This window comes from Microcoleus sp. B13-B6 (assembly GCF_036705405.1).
Lineage (GTDB): Bacteria > Cyanobacteriota > Cyanobacteriia > Cyanobacteriales > Microcoleaceae > Microcoleus.
Genome location: NZ_JAUBUJ010000082.1, coordinates 13,551 through 31,321, shown reverse-complemented (window position 1 = coordinate 31,321; position 17,771 = coordinate 13,551). Strand labels below are relative to the sequence as shown.

16 protein-coding genes are annotated in these 17,771 nt (G+C 47.1%); 8 read left to right on the top strand and 8 right to left on the bottom strand.

What is annotated here, in order from left to right; translation table 11 throughout:
- From QUB35_RS28300 to QUB35_RS28290, 3 genes are all read right to left on the bottom strand, one after another.
- Positions 1-1,637, bottom strand: a 1,637-nt coding sequence (locus tag QUB35_RS28300; RefSeq protein ID WP_333144964.1) for a DUF4347 domain-containing protein, incomplete at its 3' end; no start/stop codon positions are given.
- A 202-nt stretch (positions 1,638-1,839) separates the two neighbouring features.
- Positions 1,840-2,532, bottom strand: a complete 693-nt coding sequence (locus QUB35_RS28295; protein WP_333144963.1) for a response regulator transcription factor — start codon at positions 2,530-2,532, stop codon at positions 1,840-1,842.
- Positions 2,529-3,629 (bottom strand): HAMP domain-containing sensor histidine kinase, encoded by a 1,101-nt coding sequence (locus tag QUB35_RS28290; RefSeq protein ID WP_333144962.1) that lies wholly within the window; start codon positions 3,627-3,629, stop codon positions 2,529-2,531. Before QUB35_RS28290 ends, QUB35_RS28295 begins: the two co-directional genes overlap by 4 nt.
- A 309-nt stretch (positions 3,630-3,938) precedes the next feature.
- Between QUB35_RS28290 and kdpA the strand changes: the two genes are divergently transcribed.
- The 6 genes from kdpA to QUB35_RS28260 all read left to right on the top strand — a co-directional run bounded on the left by kdpA (position 3,939) and on the right by QUB35_RS28260 (position 11,821).
- Positions 3,939-5,687, top strand: a complete 1,749-nt coding sequence (gene kdpA, locus QUB35_RS28285; protein WP_333144961.1) for a potassium-transporting ATPase subunit KdpA — start codon at positions 3,939-3,941, stop codon at positions 5,685-5,687.
- A 77-nt stretch (positions 5,688-5,764) separates the two neighbouring features.
- Positions 5,765-7,858 (top strand): potassium-transporting ATPase subunit KdpB, encoded by a 2,094-nt coding sequence (gene kdpB / locus QUB35_RS28280; RefSeq protein WP_333144960.1) that lies wholly within the window; start codon positions 5,765-5,767, stop codon positions 7,856-7,858.
- Between the two features lie 155 nt (positions 7,859-8,013).
- Positions 8,014-8,283 (top strand): K(+)-transporting ATPase subunit F, encoded by a 270-nt coding sequence (gene kdpF, locus QUB35_RS28275; protein ID WP_333144959.1) that lies wholly within the window; start codon positions 8,014-8,016, stop codon positions 8,281-8,283.
- 41 nt (positions 8,284-8,324) lie between these two features.
- A complete protein-coding gene (gene kdpC, locus QUB35_RS28270; protein ID WP_333144958.1) occupies positions 8,325-8,957 on the top strand; it encodes a K(+)-transporting ATPase subunit C in 633 nt (210 codons plus the stop codon).
- 209 nt (positions 8,958-9,166) lie between these two features.
- A complete protein-coding gene (locus tag QUB35_RS28265) occupies positions 9,167-10,318 on the top strand; it encodes a universal stress protein (protein ID WP_333144956.1) in 1,152 nt (383 codons plus the stop codon).
- Positions 10,319-10,582: 264 nt separating this feature from the next.
- Positions 10,583-11,821, top strand: coding sequence for a sodium:proton antiporter (locus tag QUB35_RS28260; protein WP_333144954.1), 1,239 nt, complete (start codon positions 10,583-10,585; stop codon positions 11,819-11,821).
- Positions 11,822-11,914: 93 nt separating this feature from the next.
- Here QUB35_RS28260 and QUB35_RS28255 read toward each other — a convergent pair whose 3' ends face one another.
- From QUB35_RS28255 to QUB35_RS28235, 5 genes are read right to left on the bottom strand one after another with little or no spacing between them, the layout of a single operon-like run.
- Positions 11,915-12,550, bottom strand: coding sequence for a class I SAM-dependent methyltransferase (locus QUB35_RS28255; RefSeq protein WP_333144953.1), 636 nt, complete (start codon positions 12,548-12,550; stop codon positions 11,915-11,917).
- A gap of 6 nt (positions 12,551-12,556) precedes the next feature.
- Complete coding sequence (locus QUB35_RS28250) at positions 12,557-13,018, bottom strand: cupin domain-containing protein (RefSeq protein ID WP_333144952.1); 462 nt, start codon at positions 13,016-13,018, stop codon at positions 12,557-12,559.
- A 24-nt stretch (positions 13,019-13,042) separates the two neighbouring features.
- Positions 13,043-13,420 (bottom strand): HEPN domain-containing protein, encoded by a 378-nt coding sequence (locus QUB35_RS28245; RefSeq protein ID WP_333144951.1) that lies wholly within the window; start codon positions 13,418-13,420, stop codon positions 13,043-13,045.
- The gene (locus tag QUB35_RS28240) at positions 13,410-13,940 is read right to left on the bottom strand and encodes a hypothetical protein (RefSeq protein WP_333144950.1); all 531 of its coding nucleotides are present in this window, start codon (positions 13,938-13,940) and stop codon (positions 13,410-13,412) included. Before QUB35_RS28240 ends, QUB35_RS28245 begins: the two co-directional genes overlap by 11 nt.
- Before the next feature lie 6 nt (positions 13,941-13,946).
- Positions 13,947-14,426 (bottom strand): hypothetical protein, encoded by a 480-nt coding sequence (locus tag QUB35_RS28235; RefSeq protein ID WP_333144949.1) that lies wholly within the window; start codon positions 14,424-14,426, stop codon positions 13,947-13,949.
- Between the two features lie 148 nt (positions 14,427-14,574).
- Here QUB35_RS28235 and QUB35_RS28230 point away from each other — a divergent pair, with 148 nt between their 5' ends.
- Together QUB35_RS28230 and QUB35_RS28225 are read left to right on the top strand one after the other, a co-directional pair.
- Positions 14,575-16,029, top strand: coding sequence for a folate/biopterin family MFS transporter (locus QUB35_RS28230; protein ID WP_333144947.1), 1,455 nt, complete (start codon positions 14,575-14,577; stop codon positions 16,027-16,029).
- Positions 16,030-16,158: 129 nt separating this feature from the next.
- Positions 16,159-17,673: a carotenoid oxygenase family protein gene (locus tag QUB35_RS28225; RefSeq protein ID WP_333144946.1), complete on the top strand. Its 1,515-nt coding sequence runs from the start codon at positions 16,159-16,161 to the stop codon at positions 17,671-17,673.
- Positions 17,674-17,771 lie beyond the last annotated feature (98 nt).

Sequence of the window (17,771 nt, the reverse complement as noted above, 5' to 3'; positions counted from 1 at the left end):
AGAGGTGTGTCGTGGGGGACGGTGTAGCTGTCGGGATTTGCTGTTGGGGCAGTGTTAGTAACGTTGATTGTCACCGTAGCGGGGACAGTCGCAGCCCCGTCGCTAACGCTGTAGGTGAAGGTATCAATGCCTACAAAGCCAGGCTTAGGATTGTAACTGAAGTCGCCCAAGGGGTTGAGTGTGAGTGTACCGTTGGTTGGGTCTGTGACTACAGTGGTCGTCAGCGGGTCGCTGTTGGCGTCGGTAGGCCCTGGTACGCTGAGCACTTTGTCGTGCAGGACGCTGTAGCTGCCAGTGGCGGCCACCGGGAAATTATTAACCGAGATGGGGCCGAGAGTAAAAGCGGCACTTGCTTGATCCGTGGCGTCCCCGAAAAATAGGAAGTTTGGCTGGCTGTAGGGATTGTAGGGTAAACGCGGCTGACTGGCTTCTGGATTAAATGCCGTGTAGTTGCGTAGCGGTTGATTTGTCAGGTTTGGTATTGCTGTTGGGCCGGCAAACAGGGTGTAAGTGTTGCCTTGAACTACGAGTTTGTAGTCTGTAGGAGTGTTGATGTTAAAAGGTAAAGCTGCATTTTCCCCGCGAGTAAAGGTGGGAGCTGATGTTGGTGTACCACCGGTTTGAGCAAATATACCTCCGTTGGGGGGAAAGTTCCCCTTGGTGAAACCCAGTTCAATGCCATTTTGACCGTCGCTGCTAATGGCGATGATGCTGAAACCGGCCCGATCGTTACTAATACTGTTTTCAGCGGTGACTGCAACTCGAAAAGAAACGCTGTAACCGTTGATGCGGTCAAGTGCGGGAAAAGTTGCGCTGACTGGAGTAAATGTTGCTGGCGTCGGGGTCGGAGTTGCGGGAGTGTATCTGTAGTTGGTGTAGCCTGCATAGCCTGTAGTGTTATTAGCCGCCGTCACGCTCGCAGTATTAATGCCCGTGTTTGGCGAGAACGCACCTGTAGCTAGGATACCACCACCGAATGGGAGAAAAATAGGTATGGGAAGAGGTACTTGTCCGTAAGCTAATTGGGTGCTGGTGCTACCTGATGTCCCGATACCGGGAGGCGATCCGTTTGGAAAGTTACTTGTGTCTTTGCCGTCATAGAGGATAAAACCGAACACAAATTGATAAGTGGCTCTTGTGGCTGGGTCGATCGCCAACCCAGATGACACGGCTCCTGTTGTATAATCTAATTCCCAATCTCCGCCCATAGCCGAACTGCCGATCGGCGATCGAGAAGCCGCAATTTTTGCCTTAGTTAGCTGACTCAGTTGCTGCACAAAGTTAGCGCCCTTTTCCCCCGCCGCTACATCACACCCATAAAGCAAAATCTCTCCACTGTCTGCCAGCGAGCGCCACCAACGCTGCAATTGCTTAGCATAAGTTTTTAAATTTGTCAAGTTTAGCTCGATCGCGCCTAGCAGTAAACTCGCGGGGCGGCCGTGGGAGATGATATGAATGCTTTTGATATTGCTGCGACTCGCTAGAGCCTCAGTAATTTGTGCTACTCCATCCCGCGCCGCATCGAGGGTAATAACTTCTGTCCCCGCTGCGATGCCGTTGTGGAGAGTTTGGCTGTCGGGAAGGGCAGAGTCGAGAAAGGCGATCGAACTAAAAACTGAACTGATAAAATTTGGCATAATACACCTTTGGTTAGATGACGGTAGGAAAATTAAGGCCTGTCTAGCTTAGCAAATTCAAAAATTAAATGTCATGAGTAAAATTAACAATCAAGACGAATACTAATTTCCCGTGAGCCTGCAACAGAAGCCTCTTGATAGGGGCGGGTTTAGCCAATAATTCCTTTAAAAAACCGACAATTCCAGTACACAACTCGCTTTTTTAGGGTTCGATCGCTAAAAGCTCTTCTGCTACCAATCCTTTCTGAATAGCAAGCACTGCTGCTTGAGTGCGATCGCGCACTTCTAACTTTTGCAAAATCGCGTGCACATGAACCCGCACAGTCCCCGGAGCAATGTACAATATTTGTGCAATTTCCTGATTGCTTTTCCCCCCCGCAACTAAAGCCAAGATTTCCTGTTCTCGCTTCGTCAGCGGATTTTCCAAAACTTCCCATTTTGACCCAACTTTCACAGGTTCAGGATTAGCAAAAACTGCCCGAATTTCCGCAGTTGCCGCCTTATCCCACCACGAAGCACCCGCTGCTATCGATCGAATTGCCAAAACCAAAGTTTCCGCCGCAATTCCCTTAAGGCAATAGCCCTGAGCTCCCGCTGCAATTAATCTTTCAATTAAGGATTTTTGAGAATGAGATGTTAAAATTAAAACCGGAATTGCTGGATGTCGATCTTTAATTTGGCGGCACGCTTCAATACCGCCAATTCCCGGCAAACCGACATCGAGAACTACCACATCTGGTAAGTATTCCTGAGTCAATTCTACTGCTGTTTCGCCATCTTCTGCCTCGGCAATTACTTGCAAGCAACTTTCTTGCTGCAACCTGGTTTGCAGCCCCAACCGAAACAGTTCGTCGTCTTCAACTAGGAGAATTCGTAATGGATAAGCTGGTTTCATTTCTGTGGGATAGCAGGGAGTCGGAATCCAAATAAAGCACCGTGTGGCAACTTATTTTCTGCCCAAATTATACCGCCGTGGGCGTCAATAATTTGGCGAGACAAGTATAACCCCAATCCCGATCCTTTGGCTTGCCGATCGCTGTGCCCTTGATAAAAACGCTCGAACAAGTGGGGCAGTTCATCGGCGGTAATTCCTAACCCGCTATCGATAACTTTCACCACCTGAAAACTCGAATAAGATTCCATGATTATTTCTACCTTGCCACCGCGAGGAGAATGGTTGATGCCGTTTGTTAGCAAATTAACAAAAACGCGCTGGAGTTGCACCGCATCGCCATTTACCCACAAAGAACGACGGAAATCTGACTCTCCGTAACTCATACTAATGTAAACCCGGCGCGCCGCCGACAAATGGATGAGTGTTGCGATTACTTCTTCTGCCAAAGCTACTAAATTTACCGGCGCAAGTTGCAGTTTTAAACCTTCGGCATCATTGCGGTAAACATCCAGCAGCGTTTCTACTAATTGTAGTGACATTTTGTGTGATCGCGCCATTGTTTCGAGAACTTTTTGCTGACTGGCGGTGACATTCCCAAATTTTGCTGACTGAAAAGCTTTAATTGTTTCTATAGCCCCCAGCATCGGCGTTTTCAAGTCGTGACTCAAAGTAGAGACAAAATCTTCTCGGATGCTTGCTAGCTGCTGCTGCGACTGCAACTCAGCTTTAGCGATCGCGATCGTCTCTTGGTACTGCTGGTTGCGATCGCTCAAATATCCCGTCACCCCTAAAGCCATGACTGCGATCGATCTATTTGCTACAGTTGCTAGGGCGATCGTTTCTCCAGGAGGAAAAAACAAATTTAACAGCGTCAAAGCTGCCGATACCAGTGTAATTTGCAACTTACCCAACCGACTCAAGCGCGAATTTGCCAGTAAAATCGGCCCTGTGTACAAATACCCAAACAGATACTCCGACGGTGTAGTAAATTCCAGCACTACAACGATCGCCAATAAAATTGCGATCGACCACCTGCCCCGCAAATACTTCTCTTGAATTGCCTGGTTGTCTGTGATTTTCAATAAGCTGTTTAACATCCTTTATCCATCCATTTTATATTTTATATTTACACTTTACTCTCTGCCTTATCCCTGCGGTTTTTATTCGCCAAAATTTTGTCTACTATGACGCAAAAACAAGCGTTTAGATAACATCTATATCTGCAAGCATAGATAGTGCAAAATATTTAAACATTTGTCTATCAGTGAAAATATATAGCAGCTAAGCATATAAGCATAACGGGTAAACGGCAACTTATACCTGCGGGCTGATTATCAAAAATCCTAACGGCAAGTATATTGATTGTTAAAAGCAGATTGCACTTTTAAGAAAGTATTGGCTCAGTTATGCTTGAAGGATTAATTCAAATCGTATTAACGCTAATCATTGTAGTAGCGATCGCCCCTATTTTTGGTAATTACATGGCGCGGGTGTACATGGGAGAAGCAACCATTCTCGACCCCGCTATTAAACCCCTAGAACAAATTATCTATAAAGCCAGCAATATCCGGTATGTAGATTCGATGACAGGTTGGCAATATGCGCGATCTTTACTCTACAGCAATGCAGCAATGGGCATATTTGTTTTCCTAATTTTCATGCTTCAAGGAGTGCTGCCTTTAAATGCCACCGGCTTAAGTACCCCAACCTGGGATACTGCGCTGCACACAACTATTTCATTCCTCACAAATACCGACCAACAGCATTACTCCAGCGAGACAACATTCAGTTATCTATCCCAGTTAACTCTGGGTTTTTTAATGTTTACCTCAGCCGCCACGGGTTTAGCAGTAGGCATTGCCTTTATTCGGGGCTTAACAGGTCGTCCATTGGGCAACTTTTACATCGATTTAATTCAATCAATTACCAGGATTCTGCTACCGATTTCTTTAATAATTGCCTTACTTTTGCTAATGTCTGGAGTGCCGGAAACCCTAGCAGGGCCGGCAGTTGCCCGTACCTTAGAAGGCGGCACGCAAGTAATAGCTCGCGGGCCAGTAGCTCACTTTGAAAGCATCAAACAACTGGGAGAAAATGGCGGCGGATTTTTTGCCATGAACTCGGCTCACCCCTTTGAAAATCCCAATCCTTTTACCAACCTGCTGGAAACACTAGCAATGGTTTCTATACCAGCAGCTATGATTCACACTTACGGTCGATTTGCCAATAACAAAAAGCAGGGATGGCTGATTTTTTGGATGGTGTTTGCCATCTATGTAATTTTGATTGGCATTGCAGCATTTGGCGAGTACAGCGGCAACCCTCAAATTAATAATTTACTGGGCGCGCAGCAGCCAAATTTAGAAGGCAAAGAAGTTAGGTTTGGTTGGGCAGAGACTGCACTGTGGGCGGTGACTACGACAGGCACAATGTGCGGCGCTGTCAACGGGATGCACGATTCTTTAATGCCTCCCGCTGGTTTTGCTACTCTGTTTAATTTGTTTCTGCAAATCGTTTGGGGCGGACAGGGAACGGGAACGGCTTACTTGTTTATTTACTCAATTTTGAGCGTGTTTCTCACGGGATTGATGGTGGGGAGAACGCCGGAATTTTTGGGACGCAAAATTGAGAAACGGGAAATTGTTTTAGCCAGCGTTGTTTTATTAATCCACCCGATCGCAGTTTTAATCCCCGGTGCAATTACCCTCGCATTTACCGACAGTTTGAGCGGCATCAGCAACCCCGGATTTCACGGCATTTCCCAGGTAATGTACGAATACGCTTCAGCGGCAGCTAACAACGGTTCCGGCTTAGAAGGATTGACCGACTCTCAACCCGCCCCGACAGGACTTTGGTGGAATTTAAGCACCTGTTTTAGCCTCCTGTTAGGGCGCTACATTCCAATTATTGCCCTGCTGCTTTTAGCTGACAGCATGACAAACAAACAACTGGTTCCCGAAACAACAGGCACTCTCAGAACCGATTCAGTTTTGTTCACTAGCGTAACCGCAGGAGTAATCTTAATTCTAGGCGCACTGACATTTTTCCCAGTTTTGGCATTAGGGCCAATTGCCGAAGGATATGAAATTAGCAGCGGCAAGTTTGAACCAGCATCAATAGCTGTACCCACAACACCAACTCCTCCCCCTCAGTAGCGAAAATCCTCAACCTCACTCTTCTCTTTCTCTGTGTTCTCTGTGTTCTCTGCGGTTCATTAAAATCCCCAATCGACATGACCTCATCCCCTACTCCCGATTCCCCAAAAAAACCTCCCAGAGGCTCTCGCGAGTCTCGCAAGCACACGCCGAAAGCAAATACTAAAGGCCTTTATCAAAGAGCTTTTAAAGAAGCTTTTGTCAAGCTAAACCCGCGGGTGATGCTAAAAAATCCGGTGATGTTTGTGGTGTGGATAGGCACAATTGTGACTGCACTTTTAACGATCGACCCCACGCTGTTCGGCCCGGTTTTAGGCAAAAATCAGGTAGTTTTTAACGGCTTAGTGACGTTAATTTTGTTCTTCACTTTGGTATTTGCTAATTTTGCCGAAGCGGTGGCCGAAGGGCGCGGCAAAGCCCAAGCAGATGCGCTGCGATCGACCAAAGCAGACACGACAGCCCGCAAACTCCTACCAGACGGTTCAATTCAAGAAGTTAGTTCGACATCCCTGAGACGCGGCGACCAAATTAAAGTGATCGCGGGCGATGTCATTCCTTCCGACGGCGAAGTGATTGCAGGCGTCGCCTCGGTAGATGAATCTGCGATCACTGGCGAATCCGCGCCGGTGCTCAAGGAACCGGGTTCGGACATCGCCAGTTCCGTCACCGGCGGTACGCGCATCCTTTCCGACGAATTGACGCTGCGGGTGATGGCTGACCCAGGTAAGGGGTTTTTGGACAGGATGATCGCGCTGGTGGAGGGGGCCGAAAGGTCGAAAACGCCCAACGAGATCGCGCTGACGGTTCTGCTGGCGGTGCTGACTCTGGTGTTTTTGATAGTGGTATCGACGATTCCGCCGATCGCAAGTTATGTGAAAACTCCCGTGGGCGTGGTGACGCTGATTTCGCTGCTGGTGGCGCTGATCCCGACGACGATCGGCGGTTTGCTGAGCGCGATCGGCATTGCGGGCATGGATCGCGTCGCTCAGTTTAACGTGATAGCGACCTCTGGACGCGCCGTGGAGGCTTGCGGCGACGTGAATACGCTGATTTTGGACAAAACGGGGACGATCACGCTGGGGAACCGTTTAGCTGAGGAGTTCATTCCGGTAAACGGTCACTCGCTGGAGGAGGTTGCGAGTGTAGCCCTTGCTGCTAGCCTGTTTGACGATACTCCAGAGGGAAAGTCGATCGTCCGTTTGGCTCAGAATTTGGGCGCACAGGTAAATTTCGATCGCACCAACGCCACGGGGCTTGATTTTTCCGCAAAAACGCGGATGTCTGGCACGGATTTGCCCGATGGGACGGAGGTTCGCAAGGGTGCGGTGGATGCGGTGAAGGGTTTTGTGCGATCGCGCGGTGGCAATTTTGGGCCGGATCTCGATGCAGCTTACGAGCGAGTTTCGCGCTTGGGAGGCACGCCCTTAGCTGTTTGTCAAGGCAGCGACACCTATGGCATTATCTATTTGAAAGATGTCATCAAACCGGGAATTCGCGATCGGTTTGACCAACTGCGAAAAATGGGCATCCGCACAATAATGCTCACCGGAGATAACCGAATTACAGCATCAGTAATTGCCGATGAAGCAGGCGTTGACGACTTCATTGCCGAAGCAACTCCCGAGGACAAAATCGATGTAATTCGCCAGCAACAAGCAGAAGGCAAATTAGTAGCAATGACGGGAGACGGAACCAACGACGCACCCGCACTAGCCCAGGCAAACGTAGGACTCGCGATGAATTCTGGAACCCAAGCCGCGAAAGAAGCCGCTAACATGGTGGACTTAGATTCCGACCCCACCAAACTAATTGACTTAGTTACAATTGGCAAACAATTGCTGATTACTCGCGGCGCGCTGACTACGTTTTCGCTAGCGAACGACATTGCCAAATATTTTGCAATTATTCCGGCAATATTTGCCCCTGTTGGCGCTTTAAACGTCATGGGTTTAGCCAGCGGTCAATCGGCAGTTTTGTCGGCATTAATTTACAATGCTCTGATTATTCCCGCTTTGATTCCACTAGCATTAACAGGTGTCAAGTTTCGACCTTTGAGCGCCAATAAACTGTTGCAGCGGAACATTTTAATCTACGGATTGGGAGGAGCCGTCGCACCGTTTATTGCTATCAAAATTATTGATATTTTGATAGCCGCCGTTGGGCTAGCATAAGAGAAGTTCGGCAACGGATCGGTCGAGGAATGTAACGGATGATTCTCGTTCCCCGGCTCTGCCGAGGAACGCAGATCCAGAGGCTCTGCCTCGATTTTTTCCAAAAAATCATCCAATAGAAAGACAGATATTTATTCCCAAAATAAGGAGAATTCATGAAACGGAATGATTTGCTGAATGATATTTTTCCCAGAGATTTCCAACAAATTATTGAGTTAGCACAAATGCTTTGGCAGCGCCACCCAATCCCGGTACAGCTATTTCTAGTAATGTGTTTCAATGCTATAATTGCCCCCGCTGTATACGCGGCGGCGGGCGAAGATTTGACCCGAAAAGCTGTCTGGGGTTTAAGTCTCCTGGGTTTGGTGATTATCGCCCTTTCTATTTACTTGTTTGTAGTCATCTTTCAGCCGGAAAGATTTTAGTCAATAATTAACCCTTAGCAAATAACCGAGCGAGGTAATTTATGAGAGAAATAATTAGAGCCATTCGCCTTACCCTGGTTTTGTGGGGAATTACAGCCATTATTTACCCTTTAATCTTGCTAGCAATCGGTCAAATTGCTTTTAATTCCCAGGCAAACGGCAGCTTATTAATTACTAAGCAGGGAGTTGTAGTCGGTTCCTCGTTAATTGGTCAACCTTTCCGATCAGATAAATATTTTTGGGGTCGTCCCAGCACCACCAATTACAGCAGTTTTGCGACAGAAAATTACGATCCGACAAAGGGAGAAAATGTTAGTCAAAGAACAGGCGTTTCTGGTGCTAGCAACCTGGCCCCCAGTAACTCGGAGTTGCTGAAACGAGGTAATGAGAAAGAGGGTTTTCAGGGAGTGCAAGTTGAATTAGATCGCCTCAACAAAGCTGGTATCAAACCGACTGCTGATTTAGTCTACACCTCTGGTTCTAGCCTCGATCCGCACATTAGCCTAGAGGCAGCTAGGGCGCAAATTCAGCGGATAGCAACGGTGCGATCGCTCAATCTCAATCAAGTAGAAATGTTGGTAGCCAAAAATACAGATGGCAGATTTCTCGGCATTTTCGGCGAACCGGGAGTTAACGTCCTCAAACTGAATTTGGCTCTCGACCGTTTACAATAGTTGACAGTCAGTAGTCAGTTGTCCGTAGTCATTAGTCATTAGTCATTAGTCATTAGTCATTAGTTATGAGTTATTTGTTATTTGTTATTAGTTATTTGTAGCAACAGACAACAGACAACAGACAACAGACAACAGACAACTGACAACTGCCAACTGACAACTGCCAACTGACAACTGCCAACTGACAACTGACAACCCACTACTCAGCTATGATTCACTCTAGCGAACTTACCAACAATCCAGACGCGGTTTACGCCCAGCCGAACCGCACTTACGATCGCACCCCCCGCCGGGGAAAGCACAAAATATTTATCGGCATGGCCCCCGGTGTCGGCAAAACTTTCCGAATGCTGGAAGAAGGACACACGCTCAAATCTGAAGGCATTGATGTGGTAATTGGACTGTTAGAAACTCACGGGCGGAAAGAGACAGCAGCTAAAGCCGAGGGACTAGAAATAGTTCCCAAAAAACAAATGCGGCGCGGCGAAAAAATACTCAACGAAATGGATACGGATGCTGTCATAGAACGCCGTCCTCAATTAGCATTAATAGACGAACTGGCTCATACCAACATTCCGGGTTCTCTGCGAGAAAAACGATATCAAGATGTCGAAGAAATTCTCAAGGCTGGGATTGATGTTTTTTCCACGCTCAACATTCAACACATAGAAAGCCTCAACGATTTAGTAGCTCGAATTACCGGAGTTGTAGTGCGAGAGCGAGTACCCGATCGCGTCCTCGAAGATGCTGACGAAATAGTCGTTGTCGATGTAACGCCGGAAACTTTAGAAGAAAGGTTGCTAGAAGGAAAAATTTATGCTCCCGAAAAAATTGAACAATCTTTAGAAAACTTTTTCCAGCGCCGTCATTTAATTGCTTTGCGAGAACTTGCCCTGCGAGAAGTAGCAGACAATGTTGAAGACGAGGCAGCAACTTTAAAAGGTCAATCTTGCAACATTCACGAACGAGTATTAGTGTGCATCTCGACTTATCCGAATTCCTTGCAACTGCTGCGGCGGGGCGCGAGGATTGCTAGCTACATGAATGCCCAATTTTATGCTGTGTTTGTCAACGATCCCGACCGATTTTTAACAAAAGCAGAAAGCTTGCACGTTGAAACTTGTGAGAAACTTTGTCAAGAATTTAACGGGCAATTTTTGCGGGTAAACGGCAATAATATAGCCAAAGCGATTTCGGAGGTAGCGAAACAGTATCGCATTACTCAAATTGTGATCGGCGAAAGCCAGCAATCCCGCTGGCATTTGCTGCTGCGGGGTTCTTTAACTCAACAGTTAGTGCGATCGCTCAAACACGTAGATTTGCATATCATTGCTACCGAAAAAAGTGGTCTTTCTAATTGATTATTAGTCCTCAGTCATTAGTCATTAGTCATTAGTTATTAGTTATTAGTCAGATGAATGCAATAAACAATTCCGAGCGATTGTAAGTCACGGAGTTTACTGGTTCCAAAGACAAAGCCCGCAGCCGCAGGCTAGAAGCATAAACAATTTGGTATAACAAATGCAACTTTCGGAGGATATGTGAATCTAGCGGGTGGTGGATGCCGCAGAAGCTTTTATCTGTCAGAATCGCACTTGGTAAACCTGATTAAAAGTGTGCTCTCTATGGTGGATAGTTACATTCTCAAATTGCTAGTTATTGGCATCCTCCTGCTGAGCGTCACCTTGGGTTCGGGATGGATCTCGCGAATGCCGGTGTCTTATGCCTTAATTTATCTAGTTGTCGGTATCGGATTGGGGCCCTACGGCGTCAAGCTGATTGAGTTGCGTCCCGAAGCTCAATTTTTAGAAAGACTCACAGAATTTGTAGTTATTGTTTCTCTGTTCAGTTGCGGCTTAAAAATGAATCGCCCGCTGCAACTTTGGGCTTGGAATTCCACAGTGCGGCTGATCGGTTTTTTAATGCCAATTTCGATTTTTGCTGTGGCTGCGATCGGTCATTGGTTTGTGAAATTAGATTGGGGCGCGGCGATTTTACTCGGAGCAATTCTCGCTCCCACCGATCCAGTTTTGGCCTCAGAAGTTCAGTTAGCTCATATAAAAGATCGCGATGAATTGCGCTTTGGTTTAACATCGGAAGGCGGTTTAAACGATGCTTTAGCTTTTCCCTTTGTTTATTTCGGCATTTATTCGCTAAAAGATAACAACTGGTCGAAGTGGTTTTCGCAGTGGGTAGCAGTTGACTTGATTTGGGCGATCGCCGCAGGTATCGTTATGGGAATTTTAGTAGCTAAAGCCGTCACCTGGATCGATCGCCGGCTCCAACACTATCGACCGGCCGATCAATTAATGGAAGATTTCATTGCTCTGTGCACAATTCTGCTCACCTATTCCCTCACAGAAGTAGTCAACGGCTACGGATTTCTCGCAGTTTTTGTAGCAGGAATTGTCGTGCAGCGGAGTTACCACAATCTAGAAAAGCCACTTTCCCAACTGCACTTTACCGAGCGCATAGAAAAGTTAATGGAAGTAGCAACTATTTTACTATTAGGTTCGCTTTTGCGCCTAGAGCCTATGTTGGCCTATGGAGGATACTCCCTCTTAGTAGCTGGATTGTTGATTTTTTTAATCCGGCCTGTGGGAGCTTGGATTAGTACGATCGGCAGTCCTTTGCATCCCGCCAACCGCTGGCTTTATGGCTGGTTCGGCATTCGTGGTGTCGGTTCTATCTATTATCTTACCTATGCTTTTGGTAAGGGTTTGGAAGGCGAAACAGGGGAAAGAATTGCCTGGATTACCTTTTCAACAATCATAATTTCTGTGGTTTTGCACGGTATTACTTCCACCCCGCTAATGAACTGGTACGAGCGCCGAATCAAACCTAAAGTACCGGATTTAATTTAATTAATTCACGCAAGTCATACAGATTGTATGCGATATTTGTAGGGACACGGCACTGCCGTGTCCTTACCTAATCTAGGAATTTCACGAAATACTCTAAACAGGTTTCACCCCAACTAATAAAGCGAGTTCCCGCCACTTCCAATAGCAGTCTACATCGTCAAAACCAATTTCTCTAAACCAGCGCAGTTGCGTTTCGACATCCAGCAATTTATTAGACGGATCATCGGGCGAATCGCTAATACCAATTGCCTCTCGAAATTTCTCGTGCAAAGCGGGAGTTGGTGACGCTACGTGCTCCAAATTGCAAAAAATGCCTCCCGGTTCCAAAAGCGCGAAAATCTCAGTGTAAAGCGAACGTTTGCGATCGTCTGCTACATGATGAATCGCAAAACTAGAAACAACCGCATCAAACTTGCCCGAATCCGGTAAGGATTCATCAAAATTGTGCTCGATTACCGTGACATTCTGGTCATCAGCAAAGCGAATTCTGGCTTTTTCCAGCATTGTCGGCGAAAAATCGATCGCCACACATTCAACATTTGGTCGATCGCACTTAAGCAGACCCAGCAACCGCCCGTCTCCCGTACCCACATCCAGAATTCGCTTAACATTTTTCGGCACTTCCTCCAACAAAACCGCTTCACCTTCAGTGCGGTGAGGAATTCCATCAGCTTTAGCAAGATACCACAAAGCGTGTTCCGCCGAAGTCCAAAGATTCACTTGACTCATAATTTTTTAATCCTCATAAACCTCGCCATTTTTGCGAGTAAAAATCCAACCATTATCGCTAGCTTTGGCAATTAGATCGTCATCGGGATATTCGGCACTATCTCCCGGAGTGCGATCGCCAATTTCCAGATAAACAACATCTGAATTCGTGCGGTTGACTAAATGGTGTCCGTCTGCATCACCCGCCGGAAAACCCGCCGCCATACCCGGTTTCAGCACTTGCTCTCCCGAATTTGTAATCACAGTAACTTCCCCTTCCAGAACATAGATTAACTCATCTTGACGGGTATGCCAGTGCCTGAGAGCAGAAGAACTTCCCGGTGCCAGCCTCACCAAATTTACCCCAAAATTCTGCAATCCGGCAGCATCGCCCAAGCGTTTTTTAACTCTCCCCAAAACAGCAGATTGAAATTGCTGAGGGTACTTGGAACCCGTTATTTCCGGCACATTTTTAGGATCGATAATCATATATTTTAACCCTGGACTCTATACTTACAAACTACTCAAATCCGATATTACTTTCTCGGAGATTCCAATAGCTATTAATGCAATACCGGATAATCCTGGTACTGCATCATCATAATCTACTTTTCGGCGATAGCTTCGCAAATACCTCAAATTTTCTGCTATTTTCTTGCGAGTGCGATCGGGACTGACAGCGAATTGTTCCTGAACGTATCTGTGAGCTTCTCCTGTCTTTGGAATAGAAAGTCCTTCGGTATCCCGTAAATAGTTTCGGGCTTGAATGAAAGCTGCATAGTAGGCTCTACTGATAGCAGCACGCACTTTAGCTTCTTCATTTGCGGGGGTAGTTGCTTTACCTACAAGTTCTCTAGCTAAATTAAGATATTCTAACCATTCAAAAGTCATCTGGATATTCTAAGATAGGACAGAGTGGCTGTCGTATTTTATCTGATAAATTTAACCACCACTCATCTTGAAACTGATTAAGTTTGTCAACAGCTTCCTCTGGGGTTACGTTCATGCAAATGGCTAATTCTAACATAGAATCCTCGACAGCTTCTGGGTCAGTCACGCATTCAATAAATAACTTAGCATCCGGGAAGTAATGGCAAATTTTGTCTGCTGCTTCCAGCAATACGGGAATCAAAAATTGATATTTTTCCAGAAACAGCAATATTTCTGTTTCTCCCCGGAAGCTGTACAATTTTTCCAAAGATTTAATATCAGCCAAAGAAACAGGATTTAGCTCGGTTAAGCTATCGTGCAGCAGCATAGAGGCTAGGCTTTCCGCATCAACTCGACGGCGTTTTGCTTCTGCCAAAAGCCTTTCGCTGTCTTCAGGAGACAGTTGGATTGTCAGGATTTGAGAATTGCTCGCGGTTTTCATGGAGATTGTATGACCTAACGATTTTTTTCCTGTTTCCATTGTCCCTTATTCTAAAGGTTTCAAAGTAGTAGGATTTTCCCGAGTCGGTTTAATAAAACGGCTGTTCGCCCGCACAAAACAATTACCCTTATCCGTGGAAATCGGCAGCCAAGGTTTGCCCTGAGAGTCAGCAATCATAATTTGATTTGCATTATTTCCCGTCACCGCTTCCAAGCGCTGTCCCCGCCGAAAAACAGTCACCACAGGCCACTGCGAAACATTGTGTTTATTTCTTTCAAACAACTCAGCAGGCGCATCCAAACCGTCTACAGAAATTGAGCGAAATCTCTGAGCCATCCGGCAATTCAACCCTTTAGAATCAGAGTCAACAACCAACCAATTTACCTGCCTGTTGCCCCGCTGTCTCGCAGGCGGCACCGGATAATCACCTTGCCTGTTAGCAACAGGTATTGCTGAGGCTAAATTAGCCCCCATTCCTAACATCCCAGCAACTGCGAGAAAGACAATTCTAATTTCTGCTTTCATTGCTACCCAAAATCCTTTAATTCGAGCTCATCATAATTTTATAGTAGCTGCCACCTCCCCTTCACTTTCGCATCCCACCTCCGGCAGTTCCCGCAAACCATTAAGAATGTGTTATAAATATTGAGATTCATTAAGAAATATTGCTCAAATGCTCGTTTCCCCCTCCGGCGTCAGCAAACTCAAAGAATCTTTAAAAGAAAAAGTATTCTTTGGGAATGAGCCAACCCCCGAACTCATAGCCATCTTACTGATTTACTTCGTCCAAGGCATTCTCGGACTAGCCCGCTTAGCCGTCAGCTTCTTTCTCAAAGACGAACTCGGCATGAGTCCGGCAGAAGTCTCGGCAATGCTGGGCGTCGTCGCCCTGCCTTGGATTATCAAACCCGTGTTCGGCTTCATGTCGGACGGTTTGCCAATATTCGGCTACCGCAGACGCCCTTACATCGTCCTCTCCGGGCTGCTGGGAACTGCAGCATGGGTGAGCCTCGCAACAATTGTACACACACCGCTTGCCACTACAGGGGCGATCGCCCTGAGTTCCCTCTCCCTCGCCGTCAGCGACGTAATCGCCGACTCCCTGGTAGTCGAAAGGGCCAGAAAAGAATCCGTTACCGACGCAGGTTCCCTGCAATCCTTGTCTTGGGGCGCTGCAGCCCTCGGCGGACTAATTACGGCCTACCTCAGCGGTTCCCTGCTGCAACACTTCAGCACTCATACTATCTTTTTAATCACCGCATCTTTCCCGCTAATTGTATCAGCAACAGCTTGGTTAATTGCCGAAGAAAAAACCAACAAAAGAACCGACTTTGAAACAGTCAAAGACCAATTAAAACAACTGCGGCAAGCTGTTACCCAAAAAACAATTTGGCTGCCCACCGCCTTTCTCTTCCTCTGGCAAGCCACCCCAAGCTCAGACTCCGCCTTCTTCTTTTTCACCACCAACGAATTAGGCTTTCAACCAGAATTTCTCGGCCGAGTGCGCCTCGTTACCAGCATTGCCGCCCTCGCCGGCGTCTGGCTGTTTCAGCGGTTCCTCAAAACAGTTCCATTTCGAGTAATTTTTGGCTGGTCAACCGTCATTGCGACTGCTTTGGGCATGACTACTTTATTATTAGTAACTCATGCCAACCGAGCTTTAGGAATTGACGATCAATGGTTCAGCATCGGAGACAGCCTGATCCTGACAGTAATCGGACAAATTGCTTATATGCCGGTGCTGGTACTTTCCGCGCGATTGTGTCCCCCCGGCGTCGAAGCAACTTTATTTGCGCTGCTGATGTCAATCACAAATTTAGCAGGACTTTTGTCCCACGAAGGCGGTGCACTTTTGACCCACTTGCTAGGAATTACCGATCGCAATTTTGATAACCTCTGGCTGCTAGTCATCATCACAAACCTGTCCACACTTCTGCCCCTACCGTTCTTAAATTGGCTGCCCGCCGAAAGCACAGAAAGCGGCGATCCAAACTCTCAAAAGTCTCTTCCCGTATTAGAACCAGAACCGGGCAGTTCCAAACCAGGCGGACAACATTTCATGCCCGAATACTTTCCCGACTTAGTACCCACAGTAAGGTCACAAAGGCGCACAGCAGATAGCAAATAAAGGAAGGCACACACGGATTTTGACACGGATACACGGATGAATTTAACTGTGTTTCCCAATTCTCCTAATTTCCTTCTCTCTGCGCCCTCTGTGTTCTCTGCGGTTAAAAAATTCGCTCCCGTAACACCAATGCAAAACTTACAAATTTCCGCACCTCAAACAGCCGCCCAAAACGTATCATACGATCGCACAGACTGGCAGCGCGGCTACGAATCCCAACCCAACGAATCCGATTACTGGATTGACAACATAGAAGGCGAAATTCCCGCCGGCTTGCAAGGCACATTCTTTCGCAACGGGCCCGGATTATTGGAAGTCAACGGCCAGCGCATCCACCACCCCTTTGACGGCGACGGCATGATTTGTGCGATCGCAATATCCGAAGGCCGCGCCCATTTCCGCAACCGATTCGTCCGCACAGAAGGCTATATCGCCGAACAAAAAGCCGGAAAAATCCTCCACCGAGGCGTTTTCGGCACACAGAAACCGGGGGGCCCGCTTGCCAACATCTTTGATGTCAAAATCAAAAACATTGCCAACACCAACATCATTTATTGGGGCGACAAACTGCTAGCACTTTGGGAAGCAGCAGAACCATACAGACTCGACCCACGCACCCTAGAAACACTCGGCTTAGATACCCTAGACGGCGTTTTACAACCCGGTGAAGCCTTCGCCGCCCACCCCAGAATTGAAAAAGGGAAAAATGGCAAAGGAGACAGATTAGTAAACTTTTCTGTCAAGCCCGGTTTGTCGAGTACCATCACTATTTACGAATTCGACGAAAGCGGCAAACTTTTGCAGCGTCACGCCCATGCAATACCGGGTTTTGCCTTCCTGCACGACATGGTAATTACCCCGAATTACTGCATATTCTTCCAAAATCCCGTCTCATTTAATCCTCTACCATTCGTGTTAGGATTTCGGAGTGCATCCCAGTGCATTAAATTTTCGCCAAACAAGCCAACGCAAGCAATTTTAATTCCCCGCAACGGCACTGACGAGGTGAAGATATTAGAAACCGAACCTTGTTTTGTCTTCCACCACTGCAACGCATGGGAAGAAGGAGACGAAGTTTTTGTAGATTCAGTTTGTTACGAATCATTTCCCACTGTAGAAGCAGACGGCGATTTTCGGGAGATTGATTTTGACAGCGTTCCAGCGGGCGAATTGTGGCGGTTTAAGTTGAATTTGCAAGACAAAACCGTACAGCATCAAGTTGTTGAAACTCGGTGCTGCGAGTTTCCCACTTTGCATCCCAATAATGTCGGACAACCTTACCGATATCTGTATATCGGTGCTGCTGATGCTCCCACTGGAAATGCTCCTTTGCAAGCTATCCTCAAAATGGATTTCGTGACTGGTGAAAGGCAAATTTGGAGTGCGGCGCCGCGCGGTTTTGCGGGGGAACCGGTGTTTGTTCCCCGTGGTTCAGGCGTCTCGCCTGAAGGTGCAACGGCTGAGGATGACGGCTGGCTGCTGCTTTTAATGTATGATGCAGCTAATCATCGATCGACCTTAGTGATTTTAGATGCTCGCGACATCACCAAAGGCCCTGTAGCGCGCTTGCATTTAAAACAGCACATTCCCTACGGTTTGCACGGCAGTTTTACACCAAATGTACTGCTTCCTATCGGTTCGTAGTTGCGCGTTGATTCGCCTGGTTCTTGCGCCGCTCGCCACAGCCCGCCGGGGGTTGAAAACCCCCGGCTCACAGCGAAAGTCCTCTCAAAGAGGACTAA

Bases quoted from the DNA above. Each gene is read 5' to 3' on its own strand.
- QUB35_RS28295 (WP_333144963.1), bottom strand. From the start codon at position 2,532: ATGAAACCAGCTTATCCATTACGAATTCTCCTAGTTGAAGACGACGAA.
- QUB35_RS28290 (WP_333144962.1), bottom strand. From the start codon at position 3,629: ATGTTAAACAGCTTATTGAAAATCACAGACAACCAGGCAATTCAAGAG.
- kdpA (WP_333144961.1), top strand. From the start codon at position 3,939: ATGCTTGAAGGATTAATTCAAATCGTATTAACGCTAATCATTGTAGTA.
- kdpB (WP_333144960.1), top strand. From the start codon at position 5,765: ATGACCTCATCCCCTACTCCCGATTCCCCAAAAAAACCTCCCAGAGGC.
- kdpF (WP_333144959.1), top strand. From the start codon at position 8,014: ATGAAACGGAATGATTTGCTGAATGATATTTTTCCCAGAGATTTCCAA.
- kdpC (WP_333144958.1), top strand. From the start codon at position 8,325: ATGAGAGAAATAATTAGAGCCATTCGCCTTACCCTGGTTTTGTGGGGA.
- QUB35_RS28265 (WP_333144956.1), top strand. From the start codon at position 9,167: ATGATTCACTCTAGCGAACTTACCAACAATCCAGACGCGGTTTACGCC.
- QUB35_RS28260 (WP_333144954.1), top strand. From the start codon at position 10,583: ATGGTGGATAGTTACATTCTCAAATTGCTAGTTATTGGCATCCTCCTG.
- QUB35_RS28255 (WP_333144953.1), bottom strand. From the start codon at position 12,550: ATGAGTCAAGTGAATCTTTGGACTTCGGCGGAACACGCTTTGTGGTAT.
- QUB35_RS28250 (WP_333144952.1), bottom strand. From the start codon at position 13,018: ATGATTATCGATCCTAAAAATGTGCCGGAAATAACGGGTTCCAAGTAC.
- QUB35_RS28245 (WP_333144951.1), bottom strand. From the start codon at position 13,420: ATGACTTTTGAATGGTTAGAATATCTTAATTTAGCTAGAGAACTTGTA.
- QUB35_RS28240 (WP_333144950.1), bottom strand. From the start codon at position 13,940: ATGGAAACAGGAAAAAAATCGTTAGGTCATACAATCTCCATGAAAACC.
- QUB35_RS28235 (WP_333144949.1), bottom strand. From the start codon at position 14,426: ATGAAAGCAGAAATTAGAATTGTCTTTCTCGCAGTTGCTGGGATGTTA.
- QUB35_RS28230 (WP_333144947.1), top strand. From the start codon at position 14,575: ATGCTCGTTTCCCCCTCCGGCGTCAGCAAACTCAAAGAATCTTTAAAA.
- QUB35_RS28225 (WP_333144946.1), top strand. From the start codon at position 16,159: ATGCAAAACTTACAAATTTCCGCACCTCAAACAGCCGCCCAAAACGTA.